This is a genomic window from Yoonia maritima (genome assembly GCF_003003285.1).
GTDB lineage: Bacteria > Pseudomonadota > Alphaproteobacteria > Rhodobacterales > Rhodobacteraceae > Yoonia > Yoonia maritima.
Window position 1 is genome coordinate 88,935 of record NZ_PVTP01000003.1, and the last position, 18,312, is coordinate 107,246.

Here is an 18,312-nt window from a genome sequence, read left to right on the forward strand (position 1 = left end):
CTCAGTCCGATAACACCATTTTTTGTTTTTTGAACCAAAGCTATGGACGCGGTTACGCCACGTCGATAACTTCGGGCCAACAAAGCAGAAGGTATTTATTTTGAGCGCTCAACTTCAATCGATTAGCACCCTCCTTAACGCCGCAAAAGATTCGGTCAAAGCCGACCTAACGGTGAAACTTTGGGACGGGTCCACGATAGATTACAACCGTACCGATGCACCAAATATCGAAGTGGTCATCAATTCTGCGGATACAATCCGCCAAATGTTACTCAAGCCAAATATCGCAACGCTATTCGGGCTATACGGAAGCGGTGACATCAGCATTACCGACGCGTCCCCGCTGCAACTGCTTAAGGCGACTGACCACGTCAGCATCCTCAAGTTTTTCAAGTCTTACTCTAAGGCAAAATTGGCCAAGGCATTGGCACCATTTGTGTTCAAAGAACGCGCAAAGTTTTCGCCACGGGCATTTTTGGACCGTTTCCAAAAAGGCAAACGTGACGACAAGGCGATGATCGCATTTCACTACGATGTCTCTAACGATTTCTACAAACTCTTCCTTGATAGCGGCATGGTCTATAGCTGCGCATACTTTAAGGATTGGGACAACGATATTGACCAAGCGCAGATCGACAAGCTCGACCATATTTGCCGCAAGCTTCGGCTAAAACCAGGCGAGCAGATGCTTGATGTAGGTTGCGGCTGGGGCAGTCTTGCTTGCCATGCTGCAGAATTTTACGGTGTGACCGTCAAGGGCGTAACCCTGTCTGAAACGCAGTTCGCGTTGGTCAATGAACGGATCAAACAACGTGGCCTAGAAGACAAAGTTACCGTCGAACTCACCGACTTCCGCGATCTTAAAGAGCGCAACCACTTTGATAAAATCTCGATGATCGAGATGTTTGAACATATTGGCGCTGACAACTACGACAGCTACTACAAGAACATCCACCGTATGCTAAAACCTGGCGGATTGTGCTTACACCAAGCATCTACACGTCGGGTAACGCCCAACTTGGCCGACTTTGATCACCCGACAGGCTATCAAAAAACGATCACCAAATATATTTTCCCGGGCGGTGAATTGGACCATATTGGTCGCACGATCACAGACTTCGAACGCCATGGATTTGAAGTACACGACACTGAATCGCTCCGCGAGCACTTCCGCCTTACCCTCGAACTTTGGCACGATAAATTATGGGAAAACCGCGTCGAAGCCGAAGAACTGGTGGGTGACGAACTCGTTCGTCTCTGGTTGGCTTACTTTGCGCTGTTTGAGGTTGGTTTCCAACGTAACGTGGTCAACCTCTACCAAACACTGTCGTCGAAACGACGTATCGGTGTAACAGGTCCACCCGCCACTCGCGAGGATATTTACGCGTAAACGCAACCACGTAATAGACGTTGACGAAGGCCGCACCGCGGCTTAGACGATGGCGCACGAGCGGGTATGGTGAAAAGGTATCACGAAAGCTTCCCAAGCTTCAGTTACGAGTTCGATTCTCGTTACCCGCTCCATGTTTTCCAACAGCAAAGAGGCCCCGATGCCCGAAATTACCCGTAAGCACACAAACGCCCGGATGAGCCAAATGGTGATCCATAATGGGATTGCATATTTAGCCGGACAGGTCGGTATTGCCGGCGCATCTGTCACCGATCAAACCAATGATATTCTGTCCAAGATCGACGCCCTTCTGGCCGAGGCTGGCACTGACAAAACTAACATCCTAACAGCTCAAGTATGGGTGTCAGACATCGTCAATGAGTTCGCGGAAATGAACGCAGCTTGGGATGCTTGGGTACCCCAAGGACACGCCCCTGCCCGCTGGACTGGCGAAGCAAAACTTGCCACGCCAGACTACAACGTTGAAATTATCGTAACTGCAGCGATTTAACGTAGGGTGGATCCAGATCCACCTATACCGCAAACATACCCAGTAAGCCTGCCACAGCGATTGGCAGGCTCATTGGCAAAATCTGCCGTGATAGCACTGCCCACTTACTGTCGTCTGATCCAATTGCCTTGCGGACCATGATAACAATCGGGAACAGCACAAAAACAGACCCGACAAACCCAAAGATCGCGTAAAACGCGCTGGACGTTGGTACAATTAAAGCTGTGCCAGCCATTAGCTTAACAGCACCTGCACCGATACCGCCCGCTGCGAAAAGGCCAATCCCAAGCAGAAAAACGATCACCCCCTGCATAAGTTGCCATGTAAATGCCGACGGCGTTTCTGATGCCCCGACCTGCACGATGAACAGGACCAAAGGCAAAAGTGTTAGCCAGTTTGGCATACGCGCAGTACGTACATCAATCATGACCGCAACAATCAAAATTGCCGACATCACATATGGAACATATTGGGTAATCATCGCGTTACTTTCGTTATTCGGTTACCCAGCTTTGCGCTAAACACCGTTCTTTTGCAAGAAACTCACAAGCGCAGCCGTTGATCCGTCTTTACCATCTGTGCCTTGTGTCCCTTCGACAACAGGCTGCAACGCCGTGGCAAGCTCTTTCCCAAGCTCAACGCCCCATTGATCATAAGAGTTGATCCCCAAAACAACGCCTTCAACGAAAACACGGTGTTCATACAGCGCGATAATCTGCCCCAACATAAACGGGTCAAGCTGCGGATAGGCGATTGTGACGGACGGGCGGTTGCCGGGAAACACGCGATGCTTCGCTTGACGTTCGAGCTCGGCACCCTCAAACTTATCTGCGACTTTACCGCGTGCTTCGTCCAAATCACGGCCGCGCATCAATGCTTCGGACTGCGCCAAGCAGTTTGCGACAAGCAACTGGTGCTGATGGTGTAGATCATCCTCATGACCACGCGCCGCGACAAGGAACTCGCAAGGTATGACGCGCGTACCTTGGTGGATCAACTGATAGAAAGCATGCTGGCCATTCGTGCCGGGTTCGCCCCACACAACGGGGCCTGAATTTACATCCAAATCAGCACCATCCATGCTGACCCCTTTGCCGTTACTCTCCATTTCCAACTGTTGAAGGTAGGCAGGTAAACGACTGAGAAGATTATCATAAGGCAGAACGGAACGTGTTGAGTACCCGCAAATCTGATTGTGCCAAATGCCAACCAACGCGAGCAAAGCCGGTACGTTTTCATCCCACGCAGCTGATTTGAAATGTACGTCCATCGCCTGGCCGCCGCGTAAGAACGCGCGAAAGGCATCACCACCAACCGCAATCATGAGCGAAAGACCAATCGGCCCCCACATTGAATAGCGGCCGCCGACCCAATCCTCAAAACCAAAGACACGGCTTGGATCAATCCCAAACGCGGCGGTCTTGTCTTCGGCCGTGGACAATGCAGCAAACTGCGCGCCTGTGTCAGTCACAGATTGCCCCATCCATGCCTGCGCCGTGCGCGCGTTTGTCATGGTTTCAATGGTTGTAAAAGTCTTAGACGCAACGATAACGAGCGTCGTGGCCGGATCACATTGGCGCAAAACACCCGCAATATCTGCCGGATCGACATTGCTTACAAAATGGCAACGCGGTCCATCGTGATACGGCGCCAGCGCCTTAACCGCCATAGCAGGCCCCAGATCAGAGCCACCGATACCAATGTTAATCACATCAGTGATCTTACCACCCTGCCCGGCAAAGCTACCGTCACGCACGGATGTGGCAAATTCGGACATACGATCAAGCGTGCTTAATATCTCGGGCATCACGTCGGCGCCATCAACGGTGATAGGCCCGCCATCAAGGTTGCGCAGCGCTGTATGCAACACCGCCCGGCCTTCGGTTTCATTTATCGGTGCGCCAGCAAACATCGCGTCGCGTTTGTCCGCGACCCCGGCGTCATCCAACAGCTTGACCAACAGCGCGCGCCCCGTCGCATCAATGTTCGTCTTGGCATAGTCAAACAGCATATCGCCGGCTTGCGCAGAAAAATCGCGTGCACGCGACGCGTCAACCAAGGTCTCAAACCGGCGATCTGCAACAGTATTATGGTGCGTTTTAAGTTCGTTCCACATGTTATTTCTCCGCCCAATGTACTGTTGCGCCGTTCAAGATCGCGGCAACAGGCGCTTCGCTTGGTGTTAACTGCTGGGCACGTTCTAATGCCGCGCGTTTTTCCGTACCAACGATCACAATGTGCCGACTGATCGCCGCGTTCAAAACCGCCGCAGATAGTGTGATGCGCGGTTCTAGCGCGCCCGGTGCGCGCATGGCGACCAAACGGTCATCTCCGTTCAACGCTAAATCAAGCCGATCCGCCCCCGGAAAGATCGACGCCGTGTGCATGTCCGCGCCCATACCCAGCAGGCAAACGGAAATCGGCAGTGCCAAATCTAAGTCCGCAGCCAATTCAGGTAGCTTTTCTTCTGGCGTTTCTGCCTTCGCATAAAGCGGCATATACTGCGCTGCTGCCGCTCGGTCGACCAGCAGGCGCTGACGCAAAAGCCGTGTGTTCGAGCGTTCGGAATCTTCAGGCACCCAACGTTCATCAGTCAGCATCACATGCACTCGCGACCAGTCCAGATCAACACTGCACAAGCTGTCAAATATCGGCCCCGGTGTCGTTCCACCCGGCACCGCAAGCGATGCGGTGTCATGTGTCAGTAGCGCATTCTTCAGCTCTCCGGCCAAAGTATCCGCCAAGTTCATCATCATCATTTCCGCATCGGGATATTCAAGCAGCTTCATATTGCAGCGCCTTTCATGTGATCAATTATTAGATTAAAATAGTAGCGTTATGCTTTGATTTCACGCCATCTTCTGCCGTCACGATGCATCATCGCCAATGCATCTTCGGGCCCAGCAGAGCCAGCATCATAAAGCTTCGGTACGTCATTGCGTGCTTCCCAGCCATTGATCAACGGATCGGTCCAACGCCACGCAGCTTCTACCTCATCACCACGCATAAACAGTGTTTGGTTTCCGCGAATGACGTCCATGATCAAACGCTCGTAAGCGTCCGGCACTTCTTCAGCATCCGGGCCAAGCGCGTCAGCAAAGGTCATGTCCAAAGGAACGTCAATCAAGCGCATGCCACCTGGGCCAGGCTCTTTGATGGTGACCTGCAAATCCATGCCCTCATTTGGCTGCAACCGGATCGACAGAATATTACGGTGACGTGCCTCGTCGCCTTCGAAAATCGAATGCCCAAGATCCTTAAACACAACTGTAATTTCAGAAGATCGCGCTTTCATACGCTTCCCGGTCCGTAGATAAAACGGCACCCCTGCCCAACGCCAGTTCGCGATTTCGCATTTCATCGCGATAAAGCTCTCAGTAAACGAGCGGGCATTTTCAGCATCTTCACGATAACTTGGGCCATTTGGTCCAGCGTCGTATTGTCCACGCACGATATGGTGCGGTTCAACTGGCTGCAACGCACGGATAACTTTTAGTTTTTCGTCACGAACCTCATCCGCGCCAAATTGGCTGGGGGGTTCCATCGCGATAAGGCATAGCAACTGCATTAGGTGGTTCTGCACCATGTCGCGCATCGCACCTGATTTATCGTAATATGCGCCGCGGCCACCGACGCCCACTGTCTCAGCTACTGTGACTTGGATATGATCAACGTAGTGGTTGTTCCAAAGCGGCTCAAACAGCATATTACCAAAGCGCACGGCCATCAGGTTTTGAACCGTTTCTTTACCAAGATAATGATCAATTCGGTAGATTTGGCTTTCATCGAAGTGTGTCGCCAAAGTCTCGTTCAGTGCACGTGCTGTTTCAAGATCGCGACCAAACGGTTTTTCGACAACAATCCGGCTTTGCTCGTTTGCAATGTTATTTGTGTGTAGACGTTCGGCCAAATCACCAAACAGCGATGGCGCGACTGAGAAATAGAATGCCTGAACAACATCTTTTCGAACGATTTCCGCAAGCTTCGCCCAGCCACCGTCGCCTTTGGCGTCAATTGCAACGTAATCAAGGGTTTCAATGAAAGCATCCAAGCCTTTGGAATCTTTCTTTTCTTCACCGCCGAATTCCGCAACTGCATCCGCAATCATCTGGCGGTATCCTGCTTGATCAAGATCAGAACGGGCTGCACCGATAATACGTGATCCTTCTGGCATTTGCCCCGAACGGAACCGACGGAACAGACCGGGTAGAATTTTACGGCGAGCCAAGTCACCGGTCCCGCCAAAAATGACAAGATCAAAAGTTTCGACGGGAATGACGCGAGAAACCATAGCTTACTCCGCTTAGTTTAGGTACGTTAGCGCTAACGCCGCGTATCTAACCCGCGCAGCTAGGCAAGTCTAGCACCAGATAGCGCTAAGCTTCTAGTTCTGCATCCCAATAAAGGAAATCGACCCAACTTTCATGCAAATGATTTGGCGGAAACTTGCGCCCCACATTATGAAGCTGTTCAGTTACAGGCTGACGTGGCGGTTTTCGCAAACTCATCCCACATTGTTTGAGCGACTTTGACCCTTTGCGCAAATTACATGGTGAACAGGCGGCCACAACGTTTTCCCAGCTTGTAACCCCACCCGCAGCACGCGGAACAACGTGATCGAACGTCAAATCACCTTTTGCACCACAATACTGACAGCAAAACGAATCTCTTAAAAACAAATTGAATCGTGTGAACGCGACCTGTTTCCGCGGTTTCACAAAATCTTTCAGGACGACAACACTTGGGATTCGGATTTTTGTCGTTGGGCTATGAACGTATTCGTCGTATTCACTGACGATATCCACCCGATCCAACCAAGCTGCCTTGATCGCGTCTTGCCAAGGCCATAGTGACAACGGGTAGTATGACAACGGACGATAATCCGCGTTCAACACCAAAGCTGGATATTGCTTTAGCGCCGCGGGTTCACGTACGAAATCAATTCGAAATTCTGCCTGCGTCATATCTTAATTCCCACACCACGAAGTGCGGGAACTGTGCAAAGCGGCGTTCCCGCAGTCCTCTTAATTAAGGACTATATATCGCGTCAGAAATGTGACAACCCCCAGCATCTACCGGAAATTGTACAAAATATAGGCGAACTAGGCGGCTTTAGGCCACCCACGCATGATGACACGTGCCCGCCCCTCGGACTTGGCGCGATCCAAGGCGCGTTCTGCAAAGCGCAAAAGCGTTTCGATAGAAGGCTTACCTCTGACGACAACAGCACCAACAGAAATTGTCGCTTCGAGAATCTGCCCACCCGAGCACACTTGAATACCGTCTTTCAATCGGTCTGCGATTTCCCTCGCGATCTCGGCGGGTACGCCGGGCAGGTAAATTGCGATTGACGCCCCATCAAGACGGCCCACAACATCTGTTTCGCGCGTCAATTCACGGCATCGCTGCGCAAGCGCCATAAGACACACGCCCCCCGCGCCGCGCCCATGGTTACTGTTCATCGCACCAAGATGATCAATATCGAGAACAAGCAGCACGCCATTTTGCGAAACGAGGCGCCCAGCTGCTTCACAAAATGCCTTACGGTTCCAAACACCTGTCAGAGGGTCGGCAGAACCTACGGCCTGCACCTTGCTTTGAAGCGACTTAACCTTACGCAACACAACAACGAAAAACGTCCCAAACAAAACACCAAAAACTGAAACCAATACAGCTTGGGCATACGTTTCCAGCCCAATCTTGCCAAGCAATACACGCTGCGACATCGTCAGACCGATAAACACCGCAGCAAATATTGGCATCCGCAATACCCATCCAAGCACCGAATTCGGGGCGAGCGTGTTAATCACCTGCGGATGAAACATATATCAAAGCCTTTTTGACGCGGTCACATGCAATGTTGTTGCACATGACCGGTAACGGCTTCGTTAACGGAACCGGTTTTCTAACCCATTCCGAACCGATCGCGCATAAATGCCAACGCAACTTGCAAACCATCCGGCGCGATTCCGTGGCCAGTACCCTTCATAATATGGGCAAAAACCTCTTTCCAACCAGCGCCCTGCAAGGCTTCTGCAGCTTGAGGAAGCGACTGCGGCGGTACGACATCGTCTTCGTCGCCATGAATCAGCAAAACGGGCGGACGACACTTCGCCTCGTCTTCGAGCAGTTCAGGATCCAACAATCGACCCGAAAATGCGACGATTCCCGCAACGGAATCTTCGCGGCGCGGCACCACGTGCAATGCCATCATGGTGCCTTGCGAAAACCCCAGAACGATTACTTGTTCGGGCAATAGATCTTCGTCGACCATGACACCATCTAAGAACGCATCCAAATCTGCGGCTGCCCGCTCTAGCCCTGCGCGGCTTTCTTCTTCGGACGAACCGTCGATCCATGGGATTGGAAACCACTGAAACCCCATTGGGGAACCTGCGCAATCTTCTGGTGCATCGGGCGCGATAAACAAGGTATCGGGCATATGTTCACTTAGCGGATCGGCAAGGCCGATCAGGTCAGCAGCGTTCGCACCGTATCCGTGCAGGAACACCACACAAGATCGTATTTCGCCCGAAATTGGCTCGCGCCGCTGCGCATCGAGTGCCCGTGTCATCTGATACCTTCCCGTTGTTTGCTTTGTTTGTAGTAGGCCCACATGATCCGCGCTGCAACCGATCGCCAAGGCGACCAATCGCGCGCCATTTCTCGTAATGCGCGGTCTTTGGGGCGTTCATCCAGTTCAAATATAAGCTTGGCGGCTTCCTGAAGCGCCAAATCTCCCGGCGCAAACACGTCTGCCCGGCCCAGTGAAAACATCGCATAGATTTCAGCGGTCCAAACACCAATGCCAGAAACCGCAGTCAGTGTCTTCACCACATCATCTGTCGGCAGCAGGCGCAGTGCGTCAAAATCAATTCCTGCATCTGCCAAAGCTTTAGCGTATTTTGCTTTCTGACGACTGAGCCCCAATGACCGTAAATCATCACCAGAAGCGCGTGTAATCACATCCGGGGAAATCATCCCCGCACCTTGAAGCCGCCCCCAAATCGCATTCGCCGATGCCACGCTGACCTGCTGGCTGACAATCGCGTTTAACAATTCAGCAAAGCCATCCGGCTTGCGGCGTAGCGGCAATGGCGGCAGCCCCCGCATCGCGCGCCCAAAACGTGGCTCATGCTGACACAGCCATTCCGCGCCCTCTGCAACGCAATCCAGAGACATGATAACCCGGTCGTTCATAACGCCCGCACCCATTTAAGGGCCGCATCAACAGTTTCGACAATTTGCCAGTTCCCACGCGGAGGTCGGGCGATCATCAACACCGGAATTCCCAAATGGTTTGCCGCAGTCAGCTTGGTTCGGCTTGCAGCCCCGCCGGCATTCTTGACTATCAAATAGTCGATCCCCAATTCCGAAAATAGCAATACTTCATCTTCGACAGAAAACGGCGGTCGCCCAACCAAAAATCGGCCACCTGAAAATGGAAACGGATCGTTTGGCGGATCAATCTGACGGCAAATAAGTTCCCTACCCTTCAAATTTGCAAACCGGTCAAGCGTTTGACGACCAGTGCCTAAAAATACGGCGGACCCAATTGGCACATGATCGACAGCGTCTTGTTCTGAATGTATCTCAATCCAGTTGTCTCCCGGTTCGGCTGACCATCCAGGACGCAGAAGCTGAAGATAAGGCATGTTTACCTGGCTGCAAATCTGGGCAGTGCGGGTTGTAATCCGATCCGCGAAAGGATGGGTCGCATCTAGAACGGCAGAAATAGAATGTCGCTCCAAGTATTCTTGAAACCCTTGTTTCCCTCCAAAACCCCCGACTCTCGTTGATAACGGTAGCGGATCTGGTGCACGTGTTGCGCCTGCCAAAGAGACGATCGCATTGGTCCCCGCCAATGCCTCAGCTAGGCGGCGCGCCTGACTGGTTCCCCCTAAAATCAACACAGTCATGCCGTAGACCTTGCGATAACTTTTCCTGCGCGATCAATGACGATTGTGTCGATACTAACCTGATCACCAACCAACGATTGAGCTTTAACTCGCGCTCTATCTGCAATGAAAATGGAAAGCTTTTCACCAGACATTTCAAAAGCTTCAAGCGCGGTATTCGCGTGATTTACCTCTGACATATCGACCCATTCTGCCAGCACCGAGAAATCCACTTGCGACCGCGATGAATGCAAATCAATTGCCCCTTGCGCCAACTTTGCCATCTTTCCGATCCCACCGCCGATCGTAACGCGATCAACAGGATGCTTACGCAGATATTTCAGCAAACCACCCGCAAAGTCACCCATATCCAACATGGCATGATCCGGCAGGCCAAATAACGTCTGTACCGTTTTTTCAGATGTGGCACCCGTACATCCAGCGACGTGCTTCAGCCCATCTGCACGCGCCACATCGATCCCGCGATGAATCGACGCAATCCAAGCCGCACAAGAAAACGGGCGAACAACACCTGTCGTTCCAAGGATAGAAAGGCCACCCTTTATCCCTAGCCGCGGATTCCAAGTCTTTTGTGCGATGGCTTCTCCATCGGGAATAGAAATCTCAATTTCAACACCTGCAGCCTCTCCAAACTGGGCGGCGACCTCCGCAACAACGCCCTGCATCATCTGACGCGGGACCGGATTGATGGCTGGCTCCCCAACTGCGATGGGCAAACCTGCCCGTGTGACAATACCGACACCCTCACCCGCTTTGAACTGAACCCCTCCCGCAGATCGACGGACCGTCACGATAATTAATGCACCATGCGTGACGTCGGGATCATCGCCTGCGTCTTTCGTAATTCCAACGCGCGCCCACCCCTCACCGGCCTCGGCCAATGCTAACGGAAATTGCGGAGCTTCCCCTCTAGGCAAAACGATACCAACGTCGCTCGGGAACGTCCCACCCCACAGGCGGATCAACGCAGCCTTTGTTGCTGCGGTCGCACAAGCACCTGTGGTCCAACCACGGCGCAACTCTCCGATTGGCTTTCTTGTCATTAGTGCGACTATAAGCGCGCATAACGATGCCGCCAATCCGCAATCTTTGGTCGTTTGGCACCTTTCCAAGCTCTGCGTTCGACGGCATAAAGGGGGCATGACAAACACACCTGATCTCCCCGCCTTCGCATGGCCCCAAATGGAACCCGGCTGGGTCTGGCTTTGTGGCGCGGGCCCCGGCGATCCGGGGCTTTTGACACTGCATGCCGCAAACGCATTACGTCAAGCAGATGTCGTTATCTACGATGCGCTCGTCCAAGAGGCTATTTTGGATTGGGCACCGCAGGCAGAACACGTCTATGCCGGCAAACGCGGGGGCAAACCATCAGCTAAACAACGTGATATTTCACTACAGCTGGTTGATCTCGCACGCGCAGGCAAAAAAGTACTGCGACTAAAAGGGGGCGACCCCTTTGTCTTTGGTCGCGGCGGAGAAGAGGCACAAACTCTCATCCAACATGACGTCCCCGTGCGGATCATTCCGGGTATATCAGCGGGTATCGGCGGGTTAGCTTACGCTGGCATCCCAGTCACCCACCGCGACGTGAACCAATCGGTAACGTTTGTGACCGGGCATGATCAATCAGGTAACACTCCCGGATCGCTCGATTGGGACAGCATTTCCAAAGGTTCTCAGGTCCTCGTGATCTATATGGGCATGAAACATATAGCCCAAATCGCGACCAAGCTGCTGGATGCCGGGCGCGGATCAGATGAGCCCGTGGCAGTCGTCACATCAGCGACGACATCAGATCAGCGCGTACTCGAAACGACACTGGGAGCAATGGTAGATGACATTGCCAAATCTGGCCTACAGCCGCCCGCAATCATCTGCGTCGGCAAATCTGTTCTCATGCGGCAAGTTCTCGACTGGCAAGGCATGGCACTGGGGCAACGACCACGCAACCTCGACCCGTTAGGGCGCGGCCGCCCCGCAGAAACAGCCTAAATGCGCCTCGCTTTGGTCAAAATACTCCCGCCGGAGGCAGCGCAACGCCTCACCCAAACATGAGCTTTGTCATTGCCGCCCCATCATCGGGAAGCGGCAAAACAACGATAACGCTTGGATTACTCCGGGCGATCAGCCGTATCACCCCCATACGCGCCGCCAAATCCGGCCCCGATTACATCGACCCCCGTTTTCACGAAGCGGCATGTGGCCAGCCCTGCCTAAATCTTGACGCGTGGGCGATGTCGTCGGCACGCGTTCGGTCGCTGGCAGCAGGAACAACCCCACTGATTGTCGAAGGCGCGATGGGTCTGTTCGACGGTGCACCACCCGACGGAAAAGGTGCTACAGCCGATGTCGCACGCATTCTGGATCTTCCGGTCGTGCTCGTCATCGACGCAGGGCGGATGGCAGGTTCAGTGGCGGCCCTTGCACAAGGGTTTATCAACCACGACCCAAAACTGAACATCGCGGGCATCATATTGAATAATGTCGGCTCCCCCCGACACGAAGCCATGCTCAGACGCGCACTCGTGGGGATTACTATCCTTGGTGCTGTCCCGCGCACGGCAGGATTGACACAACCGTCTCGTCACCTTGGCCTCATCCAAGCCCAAGAACGCCCCGACCTTGATGCATACCTTGATGCCGCAGCTGATCTTATTTCAAATTCAGTTGATCTTAAGGCGCTAATCAGCCTTCGCTCTGCGACGCTTCCTGCGCGCAAATCCACGACACTCAAACCACCATCCCAAACCATCGCAATCGCCCAAGACGAAGCCTTTGCCTTTTGCTACCCCCATCTGATCAACGATTGGCACTCCGCAGGTGCTTCACTTTCATTTTTCTCGCCGCTCAACGACGATCCTGCACCAGATTCTGATTTCATCTATTTACCTGGCGGCTACCCTGAACTTCACGCAGGACGTCTCTCTGGCAACCACCGTTTCCTTAGCAGCCTGAAAACCACGCGCGCACAGATTTTCGGAGAATGCGGAGGTTACATGGTCTTAGGCGACAGCCTAACGGACGCTGACGGATACAGTCACCCAATGGCTGGACTGTTGCGACTAGAAACATCCTTTGCAAAACGGAAATTGCATCTGGGCTACCGACAATTGCAAACGACTGATGGACCAATGCAAGGTAGCTGGGCCGGACACGAGTTCCACTACGCAACAACGCTACACGCGCAAGGTACACCGCTATTCCAAGCCCAAGACGCCGAAGGCAATCACCTTCCACCGATGGGGCTCATTAACGACAATGTATCAGGTTCCTTCGCGCATTTGATCGACGCGACATAAAGGGCATTGCCACTGCCCTAATCGGTGCTTACCGATAGGCATATGGATTACACAGACGATACCCGCGCGAAACGGAACGTTGCTGTTCTGGTCATGGCCCAAGCAATACTAGGCGCACAAATGCCGATGATTTTTGTCATCGGCGGCCTTGCCGGTGGTATGCTGTCAAGCAACCCCTGTCTTGCAACGCTTCCTATTTCATTTATCGTCTTTGGCTCGATGACCACGGCACCATGGCTTAGCCCATTGATGCAACGAAACGGACGCCGCTTCGGATTTTTCATCGGCGCGTTCGCCGGCGCAGTCGGCGCGCTCATTTCTGCATATGGATTGTATGTCGCATCCTTTCCCATTCTTTTATCGGGATCATATTTGACCGGTATCTATATGTCGGCACAGGGCTTTTTCAGATTTGCAGCGACTGATACGGCATCCGATGCCTTTCGACCCAAAGCTATTTCTTATGTCATGGCCGGCGGACTGCTTTCGGCAATCATTGGCCCACAGCTAAACAAAGTCGTCCAAGATGCCTACGCAGTACCGTTCCTCGGCTCTTACCTCGCAGTAGCGGGATTGAACTTGGGCGGCATGATACTGTTTTTCTTCTTAGACCTGCCAAAGGGAACCAAACAAAGCCCCACAGCCACCGACGCACCAACAGGGCGCAGCAGGCTCGAACTGCTGCGTGAACCACGCGTATTGGTAGCGATCATATGCGGTATGGTGTCATACGCTTTGATGAACCTTGTGATGACATCCACTCCACTGGCCGTTGTCGGATGTGGCTTCGACAAAAACAATGCAAACGATATCGTTTCTGCGCATGTGCTCGCAATGTTTGTTCCGTCATTCTTTACTGGGCATCTGATCGCGCGTTTCGGGGTTGAACGGATCGTCGCGACTGGTCTCATCATCCTCGCTGGCGCTGGTGTCGTTGCGCTATCAGGCGTAACGCTCACCAACTTTTATGGTGCCCTGATCTTACTTGGGCTTGGTTGGAACTTTGGTTTCATCGGCGCCACGACAATGCTCGCTGGGGCCCATCGCCCCGAAGAACGCGGCGTCGTCCAAGGTATGAACGACATGATCGTCTTTGGGATGGTGACAATTGCGTCGCTGGCGTCCGGCGGCCTAATGAACTGTTCAGGCGGGACCGCAGTCGAGGGCTGGACCGCAGTTAACCTCGCTATGATCCCATTCCTCGTACTTGCAGGCGGATCGCTAATCTGGCTCGTGCGACAGCCGACGACAGCGACCTAACGCCACCATCCGCGCAGCGCGACATTGGTAAACCGCAAGTGTTCGCGCAACGGCGGCAAGCCAAGTGCGCCACGTGCAACTTTGCCCGGCTCTTTGTGAATTTGCCGCAGAACGGGGCGGGCCAGATATCCCGCGTACAAAACTGGCGCAGCATCAACTGCGATAGTCTTACGTTTCTTGATCGCTGCTGTCAGCCGCGCCTCTGCACTTTGCGCAAGGGCAAGTACACCCGACTCGGAGCCATCCAGCAGTGGCTTGCGCCCCCGTTCTTCTAGGTCAGGAATGGCACGGAACATATTGGCGGCCCCCACACCATAGGCAAAATCCCGGATAACAGCTTCATCGCCCTGCCCCAGAAGCCGCGCAGCAGTCCACATCAAATGTCCCGATGTCGCATCGATATAGCTATCGAAATGCGCGGTATCCTCGAATGGATCTTTATAAATATCCCAACGACGCGCTGCGATCAAACCATCCAGCAACGTCGCACCTTCGGCATCCAAAACCTCGGCCAAGGCGTCAACAACTTCGTGCTTGCGTGGTTTCGTATCACCCGCAATTTCCTCAAGCGCGTCACGCCACCACTGCAATCGCATCTCTGCGATCATTGGTTCTTCTGTCACCCAAGGCGCACGTGCGACCTCAACGTTAAAGGCGTATAGTGGAAACAACACACGACGCGCAGCAACCGGTGCCGCCATCGTCGCGCGGAAACGTTCTGGGTCAGCCTTCTCGACCAAAGCGGCACAAGCGTTCAGACTCATCGCACTATCATCTTGCCAAAAATACTCAAAAATCAGACCTTTGCGCCATCACGGATCAGTTTCCAATTGATCGCATCAACTAGTGCATCAAACGAAGCATCTACGATGTTGGCGCTGACACCGACAGTCGACCAGCGTCTTCCCTGAGCATCTTCTGAATCGATGATTACCCGTGTCACAGCCTCGGTGCCGCCATTCGTGATACGCACCTTAAAATCAACCAGCTGCATATCTTCAATATACTGCTGATAAGGGCCCAAATCTTTGGACAATGCACGCGACAGCGCGTTAACTGGACCTTGGTCACTACCGTCTGGGCCTTGGCTTTCGGATACATTCAGGAACCGTTCGCCATTGACCTTGGTGACAACAACCGCCTCTGACAAAGATACCATCTTGCCCCGCTTGTTCTTGCGGCGCTCAATCGTCACACGATAGCGCTTCACTTCAAAAAATTCAGGCAAAGTGCCCAGTTCTTCGCGGGCAAGCAATTCAAAGCTGGCCTGCGCAGTATCATAAGAAAACCCTTGGGCTTCTTTCTCTTTGATCCGCTCAACAATCCGTGCGAGCGCCGGATTTCCCAGTTCGACCTCGATCCCTGCGTCGGCCAAACGCGCCTTTAGGTTCGACTGCCCTGCTTGGTTGGACATCGGCACGATACGACTGTTCCCAACAGCTGCTGGATCGATGTGTTCATAGGTCGACGGGTCTTTGGCAATGGCCGAGGCATGCAAACCAGACTTATGCGCAAAGGCGGACGCCCCAACATAGGCCGCCTGTTTCGCAGGAACGCGATTCAAGATATCATCCAGCATACGTGACGCCTTGCGCAGGCCTTTCAGCGCATCAAGGCTGACACCCGTTTCAAACTGGCTCGCGAATGGTTCTTTCAACAACAACGTCGGGATGAGTGTGGTCAGGTTCGCGTTGCCGCAACGCTCACCCAGACCATTCAGCGTACCCTGCACCTGACGACAGCCCGCCATGACAGCAGCCAACGTGTTGGAAACCGCGTTTTCGGTATCGTTATGCGTATGGATCGCAAGGTGATCGCCCGGAATACCGCTGGCGATCACAGCCGTCACGATATCGGTCACCTCATGCGGCAGTGTGCCACCGTTGGTATCACACAAGACAATCCAGCGCGCACCAGCGTCGTATGCCGCATGAATAGCCTCAAGCGCATATGCGGGGTTCGATTTATAGCCATCAAAGAAATGCTCTGCATCGAACAACCCTTCACGCCCACGTTCTTTCAAATAAGCAAAGCTAGCGCGCAGGTTTTCAGTGTTTTCTTCAAGTGTTATGCCAAGCGCGGTCGTCACATGGAAATCATGCGATTTCCCCACCAGACAAACGGCAGACGTTCCAGCATTCACTACACCGGCCAAAATATCGTCGTTTTCTGCTGACCGACCTAGCCGTTTGGTCATCCCAAAAGCTGTCATCGTCGCGCGCGTTTCCGGCACATCGGCAAAGAACTCGGTATCGGTCGGGTTCGCACCCGGCCAACCGCCTTCGATGTAATCGATACCCAGTTTATCCAGAACCGCTGTGATCTGACGCTTTTCATCCGCAGAAAACTGCACGCCTTGGGTCTGCGCCCCATCGCGCAGCGTCGTGTCGAACAGGTAAAGACGTTCTTTCGTCATCACAGATCCCCCAGCTTAGCCGCGTCAAAATCTGGACCGGGTGCCCAAGTCGCCTGCCCGCCCACGTCGGTGACCTGCACGCCCGCGGCGTTCAGGATATCGCGGACCTCATCTGCACGGTCCCAGTCTTTATTTGCGCGCGCGGAGGCACGATCCGCCAGCAACGCGTCAACACGTGCCGCAACGGCTGGTGCGACATCAGGTCCCGCCTCGCCACCTTCGAACATTGGGATATTGGACCAGTCATTAACCAGCCCCAGCATTTCCAAACCATGTGCAAAACCAGCGAGCGCCGCAGGTGTTTTGCCCTTAGACAAGACATGCAACCGTGCAAGTGCACCGGGTGTATTCAGATCGTTGCCCAACACACCGATAAATTCAGCGTCGGCTTCCCATTTGCCATCAGCCCGCAACGCCTTGATCAGATCTGGACCAAAACCGTGCCCCTGCAAAATGCCGTACCATTTACGCAGCGTTCCGTCGGCCTCTGCGCGGCGGGCCTCGGTCCAATCGGTGGTTTTGCCGTAATGCGTACCTAGCATAACCAAGCGGATCACTTCACCGGGGATACCCTGATCAAGCAGATCGCGGATGGTAAAGAAATTACCCAAAGATTTGGACATCTTCTTGCCCTCGACCTGAAGCATTTCGTTGTGGATCCAATATCGTGCAAATTCACCTTCTGGGTGGGCACAGCAGCTTTGGGCAATCTCGTTCTCGTGGTGCGGGAATTGCAGATCATTGCCGCCGCCATGAATGTCAAAGCTTTCGCCCAGCAGATCATAAGACATAGCCGAGCATTCGATATGCCAGCCCGGACGGCCATAACCCCAAGGGCTGCTCCACCCCGGCACACCGTCACCTGATGGTTTCCACAGCACGAAATCCATTGGATTACGCTTATAGGGCGCAATTTCAACACGCGCACCAGCGATCATGTCATCCAACGACCGACCAGAAAGTGCCCCGTATTTGTCATAGCTTTCGACGGCAAAAAGCACGTGACCTTCTGCAGCGTAAGCGTGACCCTTTTTGATCAAGTCTTCGATCATCGCGATCATTTCAGCGATGTAGTCTGTCGCGCGAGGTTCGTGCGTTGGACGCATAGCACCCAGCGCATCCATATCATCATGATACCAACCGATGGTTTCAGCCGTGATATCACCGATCTCGCGACCACTTTCGGCGGCGCGTGCGTTGATCTTATCATCCACGTCCGTGAAGTTACGCACATAGGTCACATGATCCGCACCATAAACATGGCGCAGCAGGCGAAACAGAACGTCAAACACCAGCACGTTACGTGAATTACCTAGGTGGGCACGGTCATAGACCGTCGGGCCGCACAGATACATCCGTACGTTCTTTGGATCGATGGGAACAAATTCCTCGCGTTTGCGGGTCTTTGTGTTTTGCAGCCGGATAATAGTCATAACGCCTCACGCACGGGTTTCGCCGGCGGGCTTACCAAGTTCAGCATTCAATTGAAACGTGAAAGAGCAGCCGGCGACAGTTGT

18 protein-coding genes and 1 tRNA gene are annotated in these 18,312 nt (G+C 53.4%); 6 read left to right on the plus strand and 13 right to left on the minus strand.

Annotation, left to right across the window (positions count from 1 at the left end):
* Positions 1-100: 100 nt before the first annotated feature.
* The 3 genes from CLV80_RS05085 (at position 101) to CLV80_RS05095 (ending at position 1,901) form a co-directional block, all read left to right on the plus strand.
* Positions 101-1,390, plus strand: a complete 1,290-nt coding sequence (locus tag CLV80_RS05085) for a class I SAM-dependent methyltransferase (protein ID WP_106355540.1) — start codon at positions 101-103, stop codon at positions 1,388-1,390.
* 60 nt (positions 1,391-1,450) lie between these two features.
* A tRNA-Gly gene (locus CLV80_RS05090) sits at positions 1,451-1,524 on the plus strand.
* Between the two features lie 26 nt (positions 1,525-1,550).
* The gene (locus CLV80_RS05095) at positions 1,551-1,901 is read left to right on the plus strand and encodes a RidA family protein (RefSeq protein ID WP_106355542.1); all 351 of its coding nucleotides are present in this window, start codon (positions 1,551-1,553) and stop codon (positions 1,899-1,901) included.
* Between the two features lie 22 nt (positions 1,902-1,923).
* Here the strand turns inward: CLV80_RS05095 and CLV80_RS05100 are convergent, their stop codons facing one another.
* The 10 genes from CLV80_RS05100 to CLV80_RS05145 all read right to left on the minus strand — a co-directional run bounded on the left by CLV80_RS05100 (position 1,924) and on the right by CLV80_RS05145 (position 10,863).
* On the minus strand, positions 1,924-2,382 hold the full coding sequence (locus tag CLV80_RS05100) for a prepilin peptidase (protein WP_106355544.1): 459 nt from the start codon (positions 2,380-2,382) through the stop codon (positions 1,924-1,926).
* 36 nt (positions 2,383-2,418) lie between these two features.
* On the minus strand, positions 2,419-4,017 hold the full coding sequence (gene pgi, locus CLV80_RS05105; RefSeq protein WP_106355546.1) for a glucose-6-phosphate isomerase: 1,599 nt from the start codon (positions 4,015-4,017) through the stop codon (positions 2,419-2,421).
* A 1-nt stretch (position 4,018) separates the two neighbouring features.
* A complete protein-coding gene (gene pgl, locus CLV80_RS05110; protein WP_106355548.1) occupies positions 4,019-4,690 on the minus strand; it encodes a 6-phosphogluconolactonase in 672 nt (223 codons plus the stop codon).
* Between the two features lie 47 nt (positions 4,691-4,737).
* Positions 4,738-6,192 carry a glucose-6-phosphate dehydrogenase gene (zwf, locus tag CLV80_RS05115; RefSeq protein WP_106355550.1) on the minus strand — a complete coding sequence of 485 codons (1,455 nt, stop codon included), beginning with the start codon at positions 6,190-6,192 and terminating at the stop codon, positions 4,738-4,740.
* Between the two features lie 85 nt (positions 6,193-6,277).
* The gene (locus tag CLV80_RS05120) at positions 6,278-6,865 is read right to left on the minus strand and encodes an HNH endonuclease (RefSeq protein WP_106355553.1); all 588 of its coding nucleotides are present in this window, start codon (positions 6,863-6,865) and stop codon (positions 6,278-6,280) included.
* Between the two features lie 138 nt (positions 6,866-7,003).
* A complete protein-coding gene (locus CLV80_RS05125; RefSeq protein WP_106355555.1) occupies positions 7,004-7,726 on the minus strand; it encodes a GGDEF domain-containing protein in 723 nt (240 codons plus the stop codon).
* 80 nt (positions 7,727-7,806) lie between these two features.
* Positions 7,807-8,475, minus strand: coding sequence for an alpha/beta hydrolase (locus CLV80_RS05130; RefSeq protein WP_106355558.1), 669 nt, complete (start codon positions 8,473-8,475; stop codon positions 7,807-7,809).
* A complete protein-coding gene (locus CLV80_RS05135; protein ID WP_106356136.1) occupies positions 8,472-9,101 on the minus strand; it encodes a DNA-3-methyladenine glycosylase family protein in 630 nt (209 codons plus the stop codon). The genes CLV80_RS05130 and CLV80_RS05135 overlap by 4 nt, the downstream gene beginning before the upstream one ends.
* Positions 9,098-9,820, minus strand: coding sequence for a cobalt-precorrin-6A reductase (locus tag CLV80_RS05140; protein ID WP_106355560.1), 723 nt, complete (start codon positions 9,818-9,820; stop codon positions 9,098-9,100). Before CLV80_RS05140 ends, CLV80_RS05135 begins: the two co-directional genes overlap by 4 nt.
* Complete coding sequence (locus CLV80_RS05145; RefSeq protein WP_106355562.1) at positions 9,817-10,863, minus strand: cobalt-precorrin-5B (C(1))-methyltransferase; 1,047 nt, start codon at positions 10,861-10,863, stop codon at positions 9,817-9,819. Before CLV80_RS05145 ends, CLV80_RS05140 begins: the two co-directional genes overlap by 4 nt.
* A 97-nt stretch (positions 10,864-10,960) precedes the next feature.
* On the opposite strand from CLV80_RS05145, the gene cobA reads away from it, so the two are divergent.
* Genes cobA through CLV80_RS05160 form a run of 3 tightly spaced genes read left to right on the plus strand, consistent with a single transcriptional unit; the run spans position 10,961 to position 14,379 of the window.
* A complete protein-coding gene (cobA, locus tag CLV80_RS05150; RefSeq protein WP_106355565.1) occupies positions 10,961-11,812 on the plus strand; it encodes a uroporphyrinogen-III C-methyltransferase in 852 nt (283 codons plus the stop codon).
* Positions 11,813-11,871: 59 nt separating this feature from the next.
* Positions 11,872-13,119 carry a cobyrinic acid a,c-diamide synthase CobB gene (locus tag CLV80_RS05155; RefSeq protein ID WP_106355568.1) on the plus strand — a complete coding sequence of 416 codons (1,248 nt, stop codon included), beginning with the start codon at positions 11,872-11,874 and terminating at the stop codon, positions 13,117-13,119.
* A gap of 42 nt (positions 13,120-13,161) precedes the next feature.
* Positions 13,162-14,379, plus strand: a complete 1,218-nt coding sequence (locus CLV80_RS05160; protein ID WP_106355570.1) for an MFS transporter — start codon at positions 13,162-13,164, stop codon at positions 14,377-14,379.
* Here CLV80_RS05160 and CLV80_RS05165 read toward each other — a convergent pair.
* The 3 genes from CLV80_RS05165 to cysS are packed head-to-tail and all read right to left on the minus strand — an operon-like array spanning position 14,376 to position 18,228.
* Positions 14,376-15,143: a squalene/phytoene synthase family protein gene (locus tag CLV80_RS05165; RefSeq protein ID WP_106355572.1), complete on the minus strand. Its 768-nt coding sequence runs from the start codon at positions 15,141-15,143 to the stop codon at positions 14,376-14,378. The two genes, CLV80_RS05160 and CLV80_RS05165, sit on opposite strands and share 4 nt — an antisense overlap.
* A 32-nt stretch (positions 15,144-15,175) precedes the next feature.
* Positions 15,176-16,795: a citramalate synthase gene (cimA, locus tag CLV80_RS05170; protein ID WP_106355574.1), complete on the minus strand. Its 1,620-nt coding sequence runs from the start codon at positions 16,793-16,795 to the stop codon at positions 15,176-15,178.
* Positions 16,795-18,228 carry a cysteine--tRNA ligase gene (cysS, locus tag CLV80_RS05175; protein WP_106355576.1) on the minus strand — a complete coding sequence of 478 codons (1,434 nt, stop codon included), beginning with the start codon at positions 18,226-18,228 and terminating at the stop codon, positions 16,795-16,797. The genes cimA and cysS overlap by 1 nt, the downstream gene beginning before the upstream one ends.
* Positions 18,229-18,312 lie beyond the last annotated feature (84 nt).